This window comes from Caldovatus sediminis (assembly GCF_014644455.1).
Classification (GTDB): Bacteria; Pseudomonadota; Alphaproteobacteria; order Acetobacterales; family Acetobacteraceae; genus Caldovatus; species Caldovatus sediminis.
In genome coordinates, this window is record NZ_BMKS01000004.1 from 120617 (window position 1) to 136056 (window position 15440).

General features: G+C 74.9%; 12 protein-coding genes and 2 pseudogenes. 5 read left to right on the forward strand and 9 right to left on the reverse strand.

Annotated elements, in window-relative coordinates; genetic code table 11:
* Positions 1-18: 18 nt before the first annotated feature.
* Positions 19-531 carry a single-stranded DNA-binding protein gene (ssb, locus tag IEX99_RS07930; RefSeq protein WP_188899492.1) on the reverse strand — a complete coding sequence of 171 codons (513 nt, stop codon included), beginning with the start codon at positions 529-531 and terminating at the stop codon, positions 19-21.
* Between the two features lie 224 nt (positions 532-755).
* Here ssb and uvrA point away from each other — a divergent pair, with 224 nt between their 5' ends.
* Positions 756-3656 carry an excinuclease ABC subunit UvrA gene (gene uvrA / locus IEX99_RS07935; RefSeq protein WP_188899493.1) on the forward strand — a complete coding sequence of 967 codons (2901 nt, stop codon included), beginning with the start codon at positions 756-758 and terminating at the stop codon, positions 3654-3656.
* A 73-nt stretch (positions 3657-3729) separates the two neighbouring features.
* Here the strand turns inward: uvrA and IEX99_RS07940 are convergent, their stop codons facing one another.
* Positions 3730-4554 carry a phytoene/squalene synthase family protein gene (locus IEX99_RS07940; protein ID WP_188899494.1) on the reverse strand — a complete coding sequence of 275 codons (825 nt, stop codon included), beginning with the start codon at positions 4552-4554 and terminating at the stop codon, positions 3730-3732.
* Positions 4555-4855: 301 nt separating this feature from the next.
* Here IEX99_RS07940 and IEX99_RS07945 point away from each other — a divergent pair, with 301 nt between their 5' ends.
* Positions 4856-5494: a superoxide dismutase gene (locus IEX99_RS07945; protein WP_188899495.1), complete on the forward strand. Its 639-nt coding sequence runs from the start codon at positions 4856-4858 to the stop codon at positions 5492-5494.
* A gap of 128 nt (positions 5495-5622) precedes the next feature.
* Here the strand turns inward: IEX99_RS07945 and yajC are convergent, their stop codons facing one another.
* On the reverse strand, positions 5623-6012 hold the full coding sequence (yajC, locus tag IEX99_RS07950; RefSeq protein ID WP_229677873.1) for a preprotein translocase subunit YajC: 390 nt from the start codon (positions 6010-6012) through the stop codon (positions 5623-5625).
* A gap of 146 nt (positions 6013-6158) precedes the next feature.
* Here yajC and IEX99_RS07955 point away from each other — a divergent pair, with 146 nt between their 5' ends.
* Positions 6159-7049: an ATP-binding protein gene (locus IEX99_RS07955; protein ID WP_188899496.1), complete on the forward strand. Its 891-nt coding sequence runs from the start codon at positions 6159-6161 to the stop codon at positions 7047-7049.
* Here IEX99_RS07955 and IEX99_RS22395 read toward each other — a convergent pair.
* The 4 genes and pseudogenes from IEX99_RS22395 to IEX99_RS07970 all read right to left on the reverse strand — a co-directional run.
* A pseudogene (locus IEX99_RS22395) lies at positions 7046-7246 on the reverse strand (transposase); the annotation flags it as partial. The gene IEX99_RS07955 and the pseudogene IEX99_RS22395 sit on opposite strands and share 4 nt — an antisense overlap.
* A pseudogene (locus tag IEX99_RS22400) lies at positions 7241-7477 on the reverse strand (IS5/IS1182 family transposase); the annotation flags it as partial. The pseudogenes IEX99_RS22395 and IEX99_RS22400, both read right to left, overlap by 6 nt.
* 169 nt (positions 7478-7646) lie before the next feature.
* Positions 7647-8255 carry a 2-hydroxychromene-2-carboxylate isomerase gene (locus IEX99_RS07965; RefSeq protein ID WP_188899498.1) on the reverse strand — a complete coding sequence of 203 codons (609 nt, stop codon included), beginning with the start codon at positions 8253-8255 and terminating at the stop codon, positions 7647-7649.
* Positions 8256-8363: 108 nt separating this feature from the next.
* The gene (locus tag IEX99_RS07970) at positions 8364-9365 is read right to left on the reverse strand and encodes an isopenicillin N synthase family dioxygenase (protein ID WP_188899499.1); all 1002 of its coding nucleotides are present in this window, start codon (positions 9363-9365) and stop codon (positions 8364-8366) included.
* Between the two features lie 133 nt (positions 9366-9498).
* Here IEX99_RS07970 and IEX99_RS07975 point away from each other — a divergent pair, with 133 nt between their 5' ends.
* Positions 9499-11136, forward strand: coding sequence for a thiamine pyrophosphate-binding protein (locus IEX99_RS07975; protein WP_188899500.1), 1638 nt, complete (start codon positions 9499-9501; stop codon positions 11134-11136).
* A 49-nt stretch (positions 11137-11185) separates the two neighbouring features.
* Here IEX99_RS07975 and IEX99_RS07980 read toward each other — a convergent pair whose 3' ends face one another.
* Positions 11186-12250: a Bug family tripartite tricarboxylate transporter substrate binding protein gene (locus IEX99_RS07980; RefSeq protein WP_188899501.1), complete on the reverse strand. Its 1065-nt coding sequence runs from the start codon at positions 12248-12250 to the stop codon at positions 11186-11188.
* Positions 12251-12593: 343 nt separating this feature from the next.
* Here IEX99_RS07980 and IEX99_RS07985 point away from each other — a divergent pair, with 343 nt between their 5' ends.
* Positions 12594-13808, forward strand: a complete 1215-nt coding sequence (locus tag IEX99_RS07985) for an MFS transporter (protein ID WP_188899502.1) — start codon at positions 12594-12596, stop codon at positions 13806-13808.
* 180 nt (positions 13809-13988) lie between these two features.
* Here the strand turns inward: IEX99_RS07985 and IEX99_RS07990 are convergent, their stop codons facing one another.
* Positions 13989-15164: a uroporphyrinogen decarboxylase/cobalamine-independent methonine synthase family protein gene (locus IEX99_RS07990; protein WP_188899503.1), complete on the reverse strand. Its 1176-nt coding sequence runs from the start codon at positions 15162-15164 to the stop codon at positions 13989-13991.
* Positions 15165-15440: the final 276 nt, after the last annotated feature.

Genomic DNA, 15440 nt, shown 5'->3' on the forward strand with positions numbered 1-15440 from the left:
GTGGCGGGCCGGTGAATGTCAGAACGGGATTTCGTCGTCCAGATCGGACCCGCCGCCGCCCCTGGACGACCGGTCCCAGCCCTGGCGGCCGCCGCCCCGGTCGCCGCCATGGCCGCCGCGCGACGAGGCGCCGGCCGGGGCGCCGCGCTCGTACTCGCCCGCCTCGCCGCCGCTCTCCGTGCGGCTGTCGAGCAGCACCAGCTCGCCCCGGAAGCGCTGCAGCACGACCTCGGTCACGTAGCGCTCCTGGCCGTCCTTGTCGGTGTACTTGCGGGTCTGCAACGAGCCCTCGAGATAGACCTTGCGGCCCTTGCGCAGGAAGCGCTCCGCCACCTCGCCGAGCCGCTCGTTCCAGATCACCACGCGGTGCCATTCGGTCCGCTCCTGGCGCTCGTTGGTCTGGCGGTCGTTCCAGGTCTCCGAGGTGGCGACCCGCAGCTCGACGACCTTCTGCCCGCCCTGGGTATTCCGCACCTCCGGGTCCCGCCCCAGATTGCCCACCAGGATGACCTTGTTCACGCTGCCGGCCATGCCGCACGGTTCCTTGCTCTCGCGCCACGACCCTAGCCCGGGGCGGGCCGTGCGGCCAGCCTGAGCCTGGACGGGGGGACCCCTCGCCACCACGCGGCGGGGCCCGGTCCGCCCGGGTCACGGGAACCCCTTCCCGCAGCGACAAATATGGTGCCAAATCGCCCGGAACACAACGCGAACCTGGACGATCCGGCCGGGCCGCCAACCCCTGCGATGGACCCACGATGAGCGGAATGATCCGCATCCGCGGCGCGCGCGAGCACAACCTCCAGAACCTCGACCTCGACATCCCGCGCGGCACGCTGACGGTGATCACCGGGCTGTCGGGCTCCGGCAAGTCGTCGCTCGCCTTCGACACCATCTACGCCGAGGGCCAGCGGCGCTACGTCGAATCGCTCTCGGCCTACGCCCGGCAGTTCCTGCAGCTGATGCAGAAGCCGGACGTGGACTCGATCGAGGGCCTGTCGCCCGCGATCTCGATCGAGCAGAAGACCACCTCGCACAACCCGCGCTCGACCGTCGGCACCGTCACCGAGATCCACGACTACATGCGCCTGCTCTGGGCGCGCGTCGGGGTGCCCTACTCGCCGGCCACCGGGCTGCCGATCGAGGCGCAGACCGTCTCGCAGATGGTGGACCGCGTGCTCGCCATGCCGGAGGGGACGCGGCTCCTGATCCTCGCTCCGGTGGCGCGCGGCAGGAAGGGCGAGTTCCGCAAGGAATTCGCCGAATACCTCCGCCGCGGCTTCGAGCGGGTGAAGGTGGACGGCACGCTCCACCTGCTCTCGGAGGCGCCGAGGCTCGACAAGAAGCTCAAGCACGACATCGAGGTGGTGGTGGACCGCATCGTCGTGCGCGAGGGCATCGCGGGCCGCCTCGCCGATTCCTTCGAGACCGCGCTCGGCCTCGCCGACGGCGTGGCCTACGCGGAGAACGCGGACACCGGCGAGCGCACCGTCTTCTCCTCGCGCTTCGCCTGCCCGGTCTCCGGCTTCACCATCGAGGAGGTCGAGCCGCGGCTGTTCAGCTTCAACTCGCCGCAGGGCGCCTGCCCGGCCTGCGACGGCCTCGGCACCCAGACCTTCTTCGACCCGATGCTGGTGGTGCCGGACGAGGCGCGCAGCATCAAGGACGGCGCGATCGCGCCCTGGACCGGCGCGCAGTCGCCCTACTACGACCAGACGCTGGAGAGCCTCGCGCGCCACTTCAGGGTGGCGACCACCACCCCCTGGGGCGAGCTGCCGCAGCACGTGCGCCACGCCATCCTGCACGGCACCGGCGAGGAGGTCGTCACGCTGCGCTACAAGGACGGGCTGCGCGCCTACGAGGTGAGGAAGCCCTTCGAGGGCGTGATCCCGAACCTCGAGCGCCGCTTCCGCGAGACCGACAACCCCTGGGTGCGCGAGGACCTGGCCCGCTACCAGGCGGAGAAGGCGTGCGAGGCGTGCCACGGCTACCGCCTCAAGCCCCAGGCCCTGGCGGTGAAGGTCGCCGGCCGCCACATCGGCGAGGCGTCGGAGCTCTCGATCCGCAGGGCGCGCGAGTGGTTCGCCGGGGTGTACGAGACGCTGACGCCGCAGCGGCAGGAGATCGCGCGCCGCATCCTGCGCGAGATCAACGACCGGCTGCAGTTCCTCGTGGATGTCGGGCTCGACTACCTCACCCTCGCGCGCTCCTCGACCACGCTCTCGGGCGGCGAGTCGCAGCGCATCCGCCTCGCCTCGCAGATCGGCAGCGGGCTGACCGGCGTGCTCTACGTGCTCGACGAGCCCTCGATCGGCCTGCACCAGCGCGACAACGAGCGGCTGCTCGGCACGCTGCGGCGCCTGCGCGACCTCGGCAACACCGTGCTCGTCGTCGAGCACGACGAGGAGGCGATCCGCGCCGCCGACCACCTGGTGGACATCGGCCCGCTCGCCGGCAAGAACGGCGGCCGCGTCGTCGCCCAGGGCACGCCGGCGGAGGTGGCGGCGAATCCCGCCAGCCTGACGGGGCTCTACCTCTCCGGCGCGCGGCGCATCGAGGTCCCGGCCCGGCGCCGCAAGGTGGACCGCCGGCGCCTGCTGCGCGTGGTCGGCGCGAAGGGGAACAACCTGCGGGACCTCACCGCGGCGATCCCGCTCGGCACCTTCACCTGCGTCACCGGCGTCTCCGGCGGCGGCAAGTCCACGCTCGTCGTGGACACGCTCTACAAGGCGGCGGCGCGCCGGCTGATGGGCGCGGCCGAGGTGCCGGCGCCGCACGAGCGCATCGAGGGGCTCGAGCACCTCGACAAGATCATCGACATAGACCAGTCGCCGATCGGCCGCACCCCGCGCTCCAACCCCGCGACCTACACCGGCCTGTTCACGCCGATCCGCGACTGGTTCGCCGAGCTGCCCGAGGCGCGCGCGCGCGGCTACGCGCCGGGCCGCTTCAGCTTCAACGTCAGGGGCGGGCGCTGCGAGGCCTGCCAGGGCGACGGCGTGCTGAAGATCGAGATGCACTTCCTGCCCGACGTCTACGTCACCTGCGACGCCTGCAAGGGCAAGCGCTACAACCGCGAGACGCTGGAGGTGAGGTTCCGCGGCAGGTCCATCGCCGACGTGCTCGACATGACGGTAGACGAGGCGCTGGAGTTCTTCTCCGCCGTCCCGGCGATCCGCGACAAGCTCAAGGTGCTCTCCGAGGTCGGGCTCGGCTACATCCACCTCGGCCAGCAGGCGACGACGCTCTCGGGCGGCGAGGCGCAGCGGATCAAGCTCTCGAAGGAGCTCTCCCGCCGCGCCACCGGGCGCACGCTCTACATCCTCGACGAGCCGACGACGGGCCTGCACTTCGAGGACGTGCGCCGGCTGCTCCAGGTGCTGCACGCGCTGGTCGAGCAGGGCAACACGGTGGTGGTGATCGAGCACAACCTGGAGGTCATCAAGACCGCCGACTGGATCCTCGACCTCGGCCCGGAGGGCGGCGACGGCGGCGGGCGGATCGTCGCCGAGGGGACGCCGGAGCAGGTCGCGGCGACGCCGGGCAGCCACACCGGGCGGTTCCTGGCGCCGATCCTCGCGCGCGACGCGCCGCCGGCGGCGGCGACCGGGGAGGAGGCGGCGCCGCGCCGCGCCCGCCGGCGGGTCGGCGCCGCCTGAGGCGCGGCCCCCCGGCGCGGTCACGATCGCGCGCGGGGTGCCGGTCGGGGGCGCCATGCCGGGCAGGCCGCCGTCAGGCGCGTCGGCGCAGGGCGGCCCAGGTGACGGCGAGCCGGTCGGCCAGGGGGCGGCCCGGCCGCGGGGGGGCGGCGAGGCCGGAGCGCCGCAGGCGCCGCGCGTCGCGCCGCGCCAGCACCGCGGGCAGCGCCGCGGCGATCCAGGCGGCGGGAAGGCGCCCGGCCGGCGGCGCCGCCAGGCCGCCGCCGTCGAGCAGATCGCGGGCGAGGGCGCGCCAGGCCGGCGCGCCGGGGTCGCGCGCGGCCGCCTCGGCCGACAGGCCGTGCGCGGCGAGCAGGTCGGCGGGCAGCAGGCAGCGCCCCTGCCGGGCCAGGGCGGGCGCGGCGCGCAGCACGCCGGCGGCGCCATAGGCCACCCCGCGCGCCTCCAGCCCGGGCAGCGCCTCCGCCGGCGCGCCGAGCAGGCGGCCCGCGGCGATGGCGAAGCGGCCGGCGGTGCCGCGCAGATAGGCGTGGAAGCCCTCGCGTGTCGGGAAGGGCAGCTCCTCCGTCTCCGCCTCGCGCGCATCGGCCATCGCGGCGAGGTCGGCGGGATCGAGCGCGCCGGCGCGGATCGCCATCGCCAGCGGCCCGGCCACCTCGTGGCGCGGCGGCGGGCGCGCGGCGGCCTCCGCCACCGTGTCGCGCCACCACTGCAGGCGGATCAGCGCCGCCATCGGGCGCGAGGCCATGGCGCGGGCGCGGGCGAGCTCGGCGTTGTAGGCGATCAGCGCGAACAGCGCCTCGCGCCGCTCCGCCGGCGCGAAGAGGGCGCAGAGGAAGCGGTCCGGATCCTGCTCGCGCGCGATGCGGGCGAGCGGGGAGAGGGCGGGAGCGGCCATGCGGAGCGGCTCATGGCGGCGCGGCGGCCCGGGCGCAAGCGCGGACGGGCCGGCCGGAGCGGCGCCGGGCGGGCGAGGGCCACGGCGCATGCGCGCCCCGCGTGCCGGGCGGGAACCGCGGCCGCGCGAACACGCGCGACAGCGGCGGGCGCGCGACGCGCGGCGGCGCCCCGGACGGCCGGTGCCGGCTTTGCTTGACGCCCCATCGGGCGACGCCTAGCTCTGGCCGCGGCGGCCGGGGGAGGGCGCGAGGTCCGTCCTCCGGCGCGCGCGCACGCAGCAGAACACGGGAGAGACTCCAATGCCCTTCAGCCTGCCGTCCTTGCCCTATTCGCACAACGCGCTGGCCGCCCGGGGCATGTGCCAGGAGACGCTGGAGCTGCATCACGGCAAGCACCACCAGGCCTACGTCACCGCGCTGAACGGCCTGATCGAGAGCAAGGGCCTGCAGGGCAAGAGCCTGGAGCAGATCGTCGCCGAGGCCGGCAGGCAGGGCGCGGACGGGCTGCCGGTGCTGAACCAGGCCGGGCAGCACTGGAACCACTGCCTGTTCTGGCAGGTGATGTCGCCCGATGGCGGCGGCGACAAGCTGCCCGGGCATCTGAAGAGCAAGATCGAGCAGGACCTCGGCGGGCTCGCGCAGTTCAAGGAGGCGTTCAAGCAGGCCGGCGCGACGCAGTTCGGCTCCGGCTGGGCGTGGCTGATCGTCGCGCCGGACGGCAGGCTGAAGGTGACGAAGACGCCGAACGGCGCGAATCCGATCTCGACCGGCGAGGGCACGCCGATCCTCGGCTGCGACGTGTGGGAGCACTCCTACTACCTGGACTTCCGCAACCGCCGCCCGGACTACCTGCAGAACTTCCTCGACAGGCTGGTGAACTGGGAGGCGGTGGCGACCTTCCTCCAGCAGGGCGGGATGAAGAGCGGGCAGAGCGCCTGAGCCGCGGCGCGGGCGCGACGCGGAGACGAGAGGGCCGCCCGGGTCCCCGGGCGGCCTTCCGCTCGGCGGCGCCGGGGGGCCGGTCCCGACGTCCGGGAGCGCCGGCCGCCCCGGCGGCCGACGGCGCCTCAGCCGGCCTTCGCGGGCGCGGTGCCGGTCGGCGCGCCGCTGCCCTCCGCGCGGATCACGCTGCTGATCGTGCCGCGCACCACCGTCACGCGCACGTTCGGTGCGATCTCCACCTCGATCTCGTCGGAGTTGTCGCGGACATTGGTGATCCGCCCGACGATGCCGCCGCCGGTGACGATCCGGTCGTTGCGCTTGAGCGAGAGGAGCATCTCGCGATGCTCCCTCATCTTCCGCTGCTGCGGGCGGATCAGCAGGAAATAGAAGACGGCGAAGATCAGCACCAGGGGCATGAGCTGGATCAGGATGTCGCCGCCGCCGCCCGCCTGCGCGTGGGCCGGCGCGATCACGAGCGGGAACCAGGCGAGGGTCCAGAGGAGGAGGTTCCACATGGCGGATCCGGCGTCCCTGTCGATTCGTCGGTCGCGCCGGGGCCTGAGGCTTGCCGGCGCGGGCGGTTTGCGGGGAAAAGGCGGCGCACCCTAGCCATCCGCCCCTCCCCGTCAATACCGCTTCTCCGCCAGCGCAGAACGAACGAATGACCGACCGCCACACCCAGACGGCCAGCGATCCCGGCCTCCTCCCCGCCCTCGAACGCATCGCCGCGGCGCTGGAGCGCCTCGCGCCGCCCGCCCCGCCGCCGCCCGACCTCGCCGCCGCCGACGCCTTCGTCTGGCATCCGCTTCCGGCGCCCCGCCTCGCGCCGGTGCGCCGCGTCGCCGCGGTGCCGATCGGGCTGCTGCAGGGGGTGGACCGGCAGAAGGCGCTGCTGCTGGAGAACACGCTGCGCTTCGCGCGTGGCCTGCCGGCCAACAACGCCATGCTCTGGGGTGCGCGAGGGATGGGGAAGTCCTCGCTGGTCAAGGCCGCGCACGCGGCGTGCAACGCCGAGACGCCGGGCTCGCTCGCGCTGATCGAGATCCACCGCGAGGACATCCGCACCCTGCCCGAGCTGCTCGAGATCCTGCGCGGCCAGAGCCGGCGCTGCCTGGTGTTCTGCGACGACCTCTCCTTCGAGCGCGAGGACACCGACTACAAGGCGCTCAAGAGCGTGCTCGAGGGCGGCATCGAGGGGCGGCCGGCGAACGTGCTGTTCTACGCCACCTCCAACCGCCGCCACCTGATGCCGCGCGACATGATCGAGAACGAGCGCAGCACCGCCATCAACCCCGCCGAGGCGGTGGAGGAGAAGGTCTCGCTCAGCGACCGCTTCGGCCTGTGGATCGGCTTCCACAACTGCGACCAGGAGACCTACTTCGCGATGGTCGAGGGCTACGCGCGCGCCTACGGCCTGCCGATCGAGGGCGAGGCGCTGCGGCGCGAGGCCAACGAGTGGTCGGTGACACGCGGCGCGCGCTCCGGGCGCGTGGCGTGGCAGTGCGTGCAGGACCTCGCGGGGCGGCTCGGCGTCCGGATCGCCGCCGCCTAGCAGCCTGTCGGCTTTGCGTCTGCGGTCTGCGCATGGGGCGGTGGTGTCTGAGGTCGGGCGAGCCGCAGGCGGTGGAGCCTGCGGCCGTTGTAGGCGAGGGCGATCAGGGTCCACTCGGCGGTGACGTTGGCGAGGCCGCGGAGATGGGAACGGGCGAAGCCGAGGGCTGACTTGATGATGCCGAAGACGGGCTCGATCCGGCGCGAGGAGAAGATGCCGTCGGCGTAAGCGTAGATCAGCGCCAGCAGCAGCCGCGGGTGGTCCTGCGCCCTGCCGCCGGGGATCGGCCGCACCGCAAGGGCGCCGAGCGCCACCCGCTCCACCGCCGCCACCACGCAATGCGCCGCATCATCGGCCGGAAGCCAGCCCTGCGCGTCGGGCGGCAGGAGAAACGCCCGGTCGCGGCTGAACGGGATGAACCGCGTCATGCACGCCGGACTCGCCGGTTTCAGGCCAGACGGGAATCCGGCAGGCCGCTAGTGGTCTGATCGCGGACGGCTGGGAACAGCCGGGAGCGCGACTCTGCTCGCCCAACAACGCGCGAGAGCCGTTGCAGCGAGCATAGCCGAGCGAAAACGGCTCAAGCGCGGGGCGGGGTCAGTCGCCGCGCGCCAGGCGCCGCTCCAGGAAATCGAGCCGATCCTGGCCCCAGAAGGGCTCGTCGCCGACGATGCAGGTCGGGGCGCCGAAGACGCCGCGGGCGATCGCGGCCTCGGTGTCCGCCGCTCTCTGCGCGGCCCAGCGCGGATCGGCGGCGAGGCGCAGCAGCGCCTCCGCCTCCTGGCCGGTCTCGGCGATCAGGGCGGCGAGGGTCGCCTCCTCGCCCGGGTCCTTCTCCTCCTCCCACAGCGCCTTCAGCACGCGATGCGCAAGGCGGATCGCCGGGGCATGGCCCTGCGTCTCGCGCAGGGCGATGACGCAGTGGGCGGGGAGCGTCTCGCGCATCGGGAAGAAGCGCGGCTCGATGCGGATCGGGATGCCGAGATGGTCGCTCCAGCGCCTGAGCTCCCACATGCGATAGGCGCGGCGCTGCGGCGAGCGCTGGGGCAGCGGTAGGCCGCCCGTGGCCTTGAAGATCGCGCCGAAGTCCACGGGGAAGATGCGGATCGTCGCGCCGTGCCTGGCGGCCATCGCCTCCAGCCGCGCCGCGCCGAGATGCGTCCAGGGCGAGTTCAGGGACAGGAAGTAGTCGATCTGCGGGGCCATCGCGGCGTCGTCCTCCTCCAAGCCGATGCTGCGCGCGCGGCGCGCACCGCGGCGAGGCGGCGCGCGACCCCGGCCGTGGAGGGCGGGGGCGCGGACATGCGGTCCTCCTCAGGCGTCGGCGGCGCGCAGCGCGGCCTTGGACATCTCGATCTTGCGGAAGCGGTGCTCGCCGGCGCGGATCGGCGCGTGGCGCGGCGGGTTGCCGGGGCCGTGGCAGGTCGGCAGGCACTCGATCCGCAGCGCGTCGTTCGGGTTGCAGAAATAGGCGAGGGAGAGGCGCCGGCTGGCCTCGCCCGCCTCGGGCGGCGGGTTGGCGACGCGGTGCATGTTGGAGAGCCAGCGGTCGTTCGACCAGGTCATCATCAGGTCGCCGATGTTGATGACGAAGGCGTGCGGCCGCGTGCGCGCCTCGATCCACTCGCCCGATGGCGTGCGGACCTGCAGCCCGCCGGGCCGGTCCTGCCCGAGCAGGATGGTCAGCGCGCCGTAGTCCGTGTGCGCGCCGGCGCGGAGCTGGCCCGGCTCCGGCGGCCGGTCGGGCGGCGGGTAGTGGATCAGCCGGAGCGTCGAGTTGTGGTCGGCGAAGCGCTCTACGAAGTAGTCGGGCGGCAGGTCCATGCCGATGGCGAAGAGTTCCATCAGCCGTTGCGTCAGTCCCTCCATCGCGCGGTAGTAGCGGGTCACGGTGCCGCGGAACCGCGGCGGCCGCTCCGGCCAGACGTTCGGCGTGTAGGTCGCGGCAAGGCCCTCGATCACGGCGCGTTCCGTGTTGACCTCGAGCGGCCCCATGCCGAAGCCCTCCTTGAGGTCGGGCGGCGAGGCCCTGCCCGTGGTGTGCGCCAGCGTCTCCAGCCCGTAGTCGAGGTAGCCGCGCGGGGAACCCTGCGCCGCGCTACGGATGCGCATCTTCTCGGCGAGCGGCAGGTCGAAGAAGGCGGTGGCGACGGCGATGGTCTCGTCGATCAGCGCGGACGGGACGCTGTGGTCGGAGACGACGAAGAAGCCAAGGCGGCGCAGCTCGGCGTCGATGCGCGCCGCGACCGCCCGCTTCTCCGCGAGCGGGGCGGCGGCGATGCCGGCGAGGCTGATCTCCGCGAGCGCCTCGGTCATGGGGCGGCTTCCTCCCGGGCGATGACGATGGGGCCCGCGCGATCCTAGGCCCGGTCGGCGCGATCGGGGAAGCCGCGGGCTTGGCCGCGTGCCGCGCCGGCGCTAGCAAGGCGCGACCGGGAAGGGGACGCGCATGACCGCCACCGCCGCCGAACGCCTGATCGAATTCCTCGCCGCCCAGGGCATCGACCGCGCGTTCTGCGTGCCGGGCGAGAGCTACATCGCGCTGCTCGACGCGCTGCACGCGCACCCGCAGATCGACCTGGTCGTGGCGCGCCAGGAGGGCGGCGCCGGCTTCATGGCGGTGGCCGACGCGAAGCTCACCGGCCGGCCCGGCGTCGTGCTGGTCTCGCGCGGCCCCGGCGCGTGCAACGCCGCGATCGCGGTGCACACGGCGGAGCAGGACGCGGTGCCGCTGATCCTGCTGGTCGGGCAGGTGGAGAGGCGCGACCTGCGCCGCAACGCCTTCCAGGAGATCGACTACGCCAGCATGTTCCGCGGCGTCGCCAAGTGGATCGGCGAGGCGACGGACCCGGAGCAGGTGCCGGAGCTGATCGCGCGCGGCTACGCCATGGCGATGCAGGGCGTGCCCGGCCCGGTGGTGCTCAGCCTGCCGGAGGACGTGCTGGCGATGCCCTGCGCGACCCCCATCCCGCCCGCGACGCTCGTCCGCCCGGCGCCGCCCGCCGCGGAGGACGCGGCGCGCCTCGCCGCCCTGCTGCGCGCGGCGGAACGCCCGGTCGTGCTCGCCGGCCACGCCCTCGACGCGCCGGGCGGGCGCGAGGCGCTGCTCGGCTTCGCCGAGCGCTGGCGCCTGCCGGTCGCGGTCTCCTTCCGCCGCCAGGACCTGTTCCCGAACGACCATCCGCTCTACGCCGGCGACCGCAGCTTCGGCACGCCGCCGGCGCAGGCGGCGGCGTTCGACGAGGCGGATCTGGTGCTCGCCCTCGGCACGCGCCTGACCGACCTGACGACGCAGGGCTACGCCTGGCCGCATGCCGGCCAGCGCCTCGTGCATGTCTGCGCCGAGCCGCGCTTCCTCGGCTGGCAGTTCCCGGCCGAGATCGCGCTCGCCGCCGACGCGCGCGCGGTGATCGCCGCCCTCGGGCGCGAGCAGGCCGGCGCGCCGGCGGGGCGCGAGGCGTGGTGCGCCCGGCTGCGCGCGCTGCAGACCGCCGACAGCCAGGTCGCGGCGCGCAGCTTCCCCGACGGCGTCGCCTTCGCGCAGGTGGCGAAGCTGGTCGGGGAGCTGGCGCCGGCCGATGCCATCGTCACGCTCGACGCCGGCACCTTCGGCGTGCCGTTCTACCGCAAGGTCGCCTGGCGCCCGCCGCAGCGGCTGCTCGCGCCGGTCTCCGGCGCCATGGGCTTCGGCGTGCCGGCCGCGGTCGCGGCGGCGCTGCGCCATCCGGGGCGCACGGTGATCTGCGCCGTGGGCGATGGCGGCGCGCTGATGACGGGCGGCGAGCTCGCGGTCGGCGTGGCGCGCGGCGCCCGGATCAAGCTGCTGCTCTCCGACAACGGCACCTATGCCTCGATCCGCATCCACCAGGAGCGCGCGCATCCGGGCCGGGTCAGCGGCACCGACCTCGCCAACCCCGATTTCGCCACCTGGGCCGCGGCGTTCCGCGTGCCGGTGATGCGGGTGGAGACCGAGGCCGACCTGCCGAGGCTCGCCGAGGCGCTGCGCGCGCCGGGTCCGCTCGCGGCGATCGTGCGCACCAGCCTCGAGGCGGTGCTGCCGAAGCCGCTGGCGGTGGCGGCGGAGTAGCCGCCGGAAGGGGGCGCCGGGCGTTGCCGCCGGCGCGCCCCGCCGGTCCCTACTGCAGCTGGATGTTGTTCTCGCGGATCAGCCGCCGCAGCGGCTCGGCCTCCTCCCGCAGCAGGTCGACGAAGGCCTCCGGCGGCGCGGGGCGCGGCACGACGCCTTCGCGGGTCAGCCAGGCGTGCATCTCCGGCTCGCGCAGGATGTCCTGCACCGCGGCGTTCACCCGCCGCACCACATGCGCCGGCAGCCTCGCCGGTCCCATCACGCCGAGTCCGTCCACCAGCCGCGCGCCGGGCACCCCCTGCTCGCTCACCGTCGGCAGGTCGCTCAGCACGGGCGAGCGCTCGGCGTTCGCCACGGCGATCGCCCGCGCGCGGTTGTCGTTGATGTAGGGCCGCGCGAACAGCAGCGTGGCGAGCATCGCATCCACCCGCCCGGCCAGGAAGTCCGCCATCGCCGCCGCGCCGCCGCGATAGGGCACGTGGAGCATGTCGAGCTTCCCGAGCGCCATCATCTGCTCGATCAGCAGGTGGTAGGAGCTGCCGACGCCGACCGAGGCGAAATTCACCTTGCCGGGATTGGCGCGCGCATAGGCGACGAATTCCCCGATGGTCCGGTAGGGCAGGTCGGGGCGCACGAGCAGCACCACCGTCATCGGCCCGATCAGCGCGATCGGCGTCAGGTCGCGCTGCGGATGGAAGTCGAGCCGGAGATCCGCCGCCGCGGCGATCAGCAGGTTGCCGTAGGAGGTGAACAGCAGCGTCTGCCCGTCGGGCTGCGCCCTCGACACCAGCGAGGCGGCGAGGTTGCCGCCCGCCCCGCCGCGGTTGTCGATCACCACCGGGACGCCGAGCGCGGCACCCAGCCGGTCGCCGACCCGGCGCCCGACCGTGTCGGTGATGGCCCCCGGCGGATAGGCGATGACCATGGTGATCGGCCGCGTCGGCCAGGGCGGATCGGCCGCCGACGCGCCGCGCGGCGCGAGCGCCGGCCCGAGCGCCGCGGCCGGGGCGGCGACGGCGAGGCCGGGCAGCGCCCGCCGCGGCAGGCGCGGCCCTGCGGACGCCGCAGCTGCGGTCGGCTGCGACGCGCGGCCGAAGGTGGGCGGCTCGGTCATGGCGATCTCCTCCTGCGCGTGACTCGTCGTGGGCTGCGCCACGCCGTCCCGCGGCGTCCTTGCGGGCCGGACGCTAGCCGATGCGGCGGGAGAGTCGAGAGGGCGCGCGGCGCGCCTCGCATTGTCGGGGTCAATCCCGCGGGCTAGGCTGGATGCGCATCCCCTGCGCCGGAAGAGCCGTGCCCGCGTCGCCACGCCGCCGCCCTCTCGTCCGAGTTCCGCCGCGCATCGCATGGGGCCGCGCAGGCCGGTCGCCCCGGAAGGCGCGCGCCGGCCGCGCGCCCGTCGGCCTGGCGCGGGCGGGCGGCGCACCGGGGCCGCGGCACAGCGGCGCCGACGCGGGATGAGGGCCGCGGGAGGACTGGCCGCCGCGCTCGTGGCCACCACGGGCGCGCAGGGGCTCGCGACCCTCGCCGTGTTCGTGCTGCCGGTGCTGGCCCCGGCGGCGACGCGCGACCTCGGCATCGCGCCGCACTGGATCGGCTACCAGGTCGCGCTCGTCTATTCGGCGGCCTCCGTCGCCTCGGCGCTGTCGGTCGGGGCGCTGCGCCGCTACGGGCCGGCGCGCTGCACGCAGATCGCGCTCGGCGCGGCGGCGTGCGCCTGCCTTGCCATGGTGCTGGGCGGCGTGGCGGGCGTGGTGTTCGGCTCGGCGCTGATCGGCTTCGGCTACGGTCTGACCAACCCGGCGGCGTCGCAGGTGCTGACCCGGCTGGCGCCGCCGCCGCGGCGCAACATGGTGTTCGCGGTGAAGCAGATGGGCGTGCCGATCGGCGCGGCGCTCGCCGGCTTCGTGCTGCCCGCGGTCGGCCTCGCGCTCGGCTGGCGCGGCGCGGCGCTCGGCGTCGCGGCGGCGCTGCTCGCCGCGACGGCGGCGCTCGGCGTGTTCCGCCCCTACTGGGACGCGGAGCGCGACCCGCGCGTGCCGCTGCTGCGCGCCGCCACCTCGGGCGGCGGCGTGGCGGCGCTGCGCGAGCGGCCCGGCCTCGCGGCGCTGGCCGCGGTGGGCGGGCTCTATTCCTCGATCCAGCTCGCCTTCGGCGCCTATGCGGTGACGATGCTGGTCGAGGAATTCGCCTGGGGTCCGGTTGCCGCCGGCGCCGCCGCGGCGGCGACGCAGCTGGTCGGCGCCCTGGCGCGGCTGGCATGGGGCGCGGCCGCCGACCACTGGCGCAGCGGGCTCGCGGTGCTCGCCGCGATCGGCCTCGGGACCGCGCTCGGCATGCTGGCGCTGCCGCCGGCGGTCGTCTGGCCCGAGGCGGCGGTGATCGTCCTGTTCTGCGCGCTCGGCTTCTGCGCGGCCGGCTGGAACGGCGTGCTGATGGCGGAGGCCGCCCGGCTCGCCGCGCCGGGACGGGCGGGGGAGGCTGCGGGCGGCGTGCTCGCCGTGGCCTTCGCCGGCGTGGTGGCGGGGCCTTCGCTGCTGGCGCTGGTGGTCGGGCTGCTCGGCTCCTACGCGCTCGCCTTCGCCGTGCTGGCGGTGCTGCCGCTGGCCGGCGCCCTGGTCGCCTGGCGGACGCACCGGCGCGAGGTGGCGGGGGCGACGGCGGGGCGGTAGCCGCGCCAGGGCTACGGCGCGCCGGGTGCGGCGGGCGCGTCCTCGGCGGCATCCGCGGCGCGGCCGCGCTCGTCGCGCGGCGGCTCCGCAGCCCCGCCGCGGCGCTCCGGCTGCTCCGTTCCGTCCTCCGGCGCGTCCGCGAGGGGCGCGCCGCGGAAGCCGCACAGCCAGCACATCGCCTCAGCCCCCGCCGAACAGGCGCCGCGAGGCGATCCGCGCGCCCTCGGAGAGCGCGCGCAGCTTCGCCCAGACGACATCCGCCGCGACGCGGCCGCGCCCGGCGGCGGTGTCGAAGCCGCAATCGGTGCCCGCGAGCACGCGGCGCGGGTCGCCCACCACCCGGGCGACGCGCTCGATGCGGTCGGCGACGACCTCCGGATGCTCGACGAAGTTCGTCAGCGTGTCGATGACGCCGGCGACGAGGACCTGGTCCGCGGCGAGCGGCATGCGCTCGAAGCAGCGGTACTCGTGGGCGTGGCGCGGATTGGCGAAGGGCAGCACCAGGCCGCCGACCTTCGCCGTCAGCAGTACCGGCAGGATGTCGGCGAGCGGCACGTCGGCGTCGTGCGGGCCCTCGTAGTTGCCCCAGCACACGTGCAGCCGCACCCGCTCGCGCGGCACCTTCGCGAGGGCGCGGTTGATGGTCGCCACCACCCGCTCGCAGAAGCCGAGGAAGTCGGCGAGCGGACGGTCGCGGTAGGCGGAGTGGCGCTCCAGCGCGAGGTCCGGGCAGTCGAGCTGCAGCAGGAAGCCGGCGCCGACGATCGCCTCGTACTCCACGCGCAGCGCCTCGCCGAGCGCGTCGAGATAGGCCTGTTCCGTGTCGTAGTGCCGGTTCTGCACCGTCGTCGCGACGATGCCGGGCGAGGGCGCGGTCAGGAAGGCCTCGGCGTAGCGCCCCTCGAAGCCGGCCAGCGCGGCGCGGAAGTCGGCGCACTCGGCCTCCACCGCGCCGCGGTCGAGGTAGGCGACGGGGCCGATCGCGGCGGGCAGGTGTTCGGTGTTGCTCACCGCCTCGCGCGCCGCGGACTGCTGCTGGAACGCCGCCTTGAACTCGGGATAGGCGTCCACGTCGGCCCAGCCGCGCCGCTCGCCCCGCCCGCCGATGCCGCTGAGGCGGTGGCGCAGGTAGAGGGCGAAGGCCTCGCGCTGCTGCTCGCCGTTGTTGATCACGTCGAGGCCGCACTCGATCTGGCGCGGCACGATGGCGTGCAGCGCCTCGCGCCCGGCCGCGGCGATCGCCGCCTCCTCCACCGGCTCGCCGCGGACGCGGCGCGCGTAGAGGCGGGTCAGCGCGGGCGGGCGCGGCAGGCTGCCGGTGTGGGTGGTGAGGATGCGGTGCTCGCTGCGCTGCATGCCGGACGGTCCCTGGGAGGGAGGAAGGACGCCAGCCTAGCAGCCTGCGGCACCGCGCCGCGAGGGCACGCCCCCCGCGCCGGATCGCTGCGCCCCCACAATGAAGGGCGCTGCCCGTCGCGAGCCCCGGCCCGAGGGGCGGCGCGGGCGGGGTGGCGGCCGGGGCGCGCCGCGACGGCTTGCGCGACGGTTTGGTCGCTCGATTGACGACCGCGGCTTTCCAAAGCGTAATGCGGGCCCACAGGCGCCGCGGGCCACCGCACGAGGCGGCGAGAG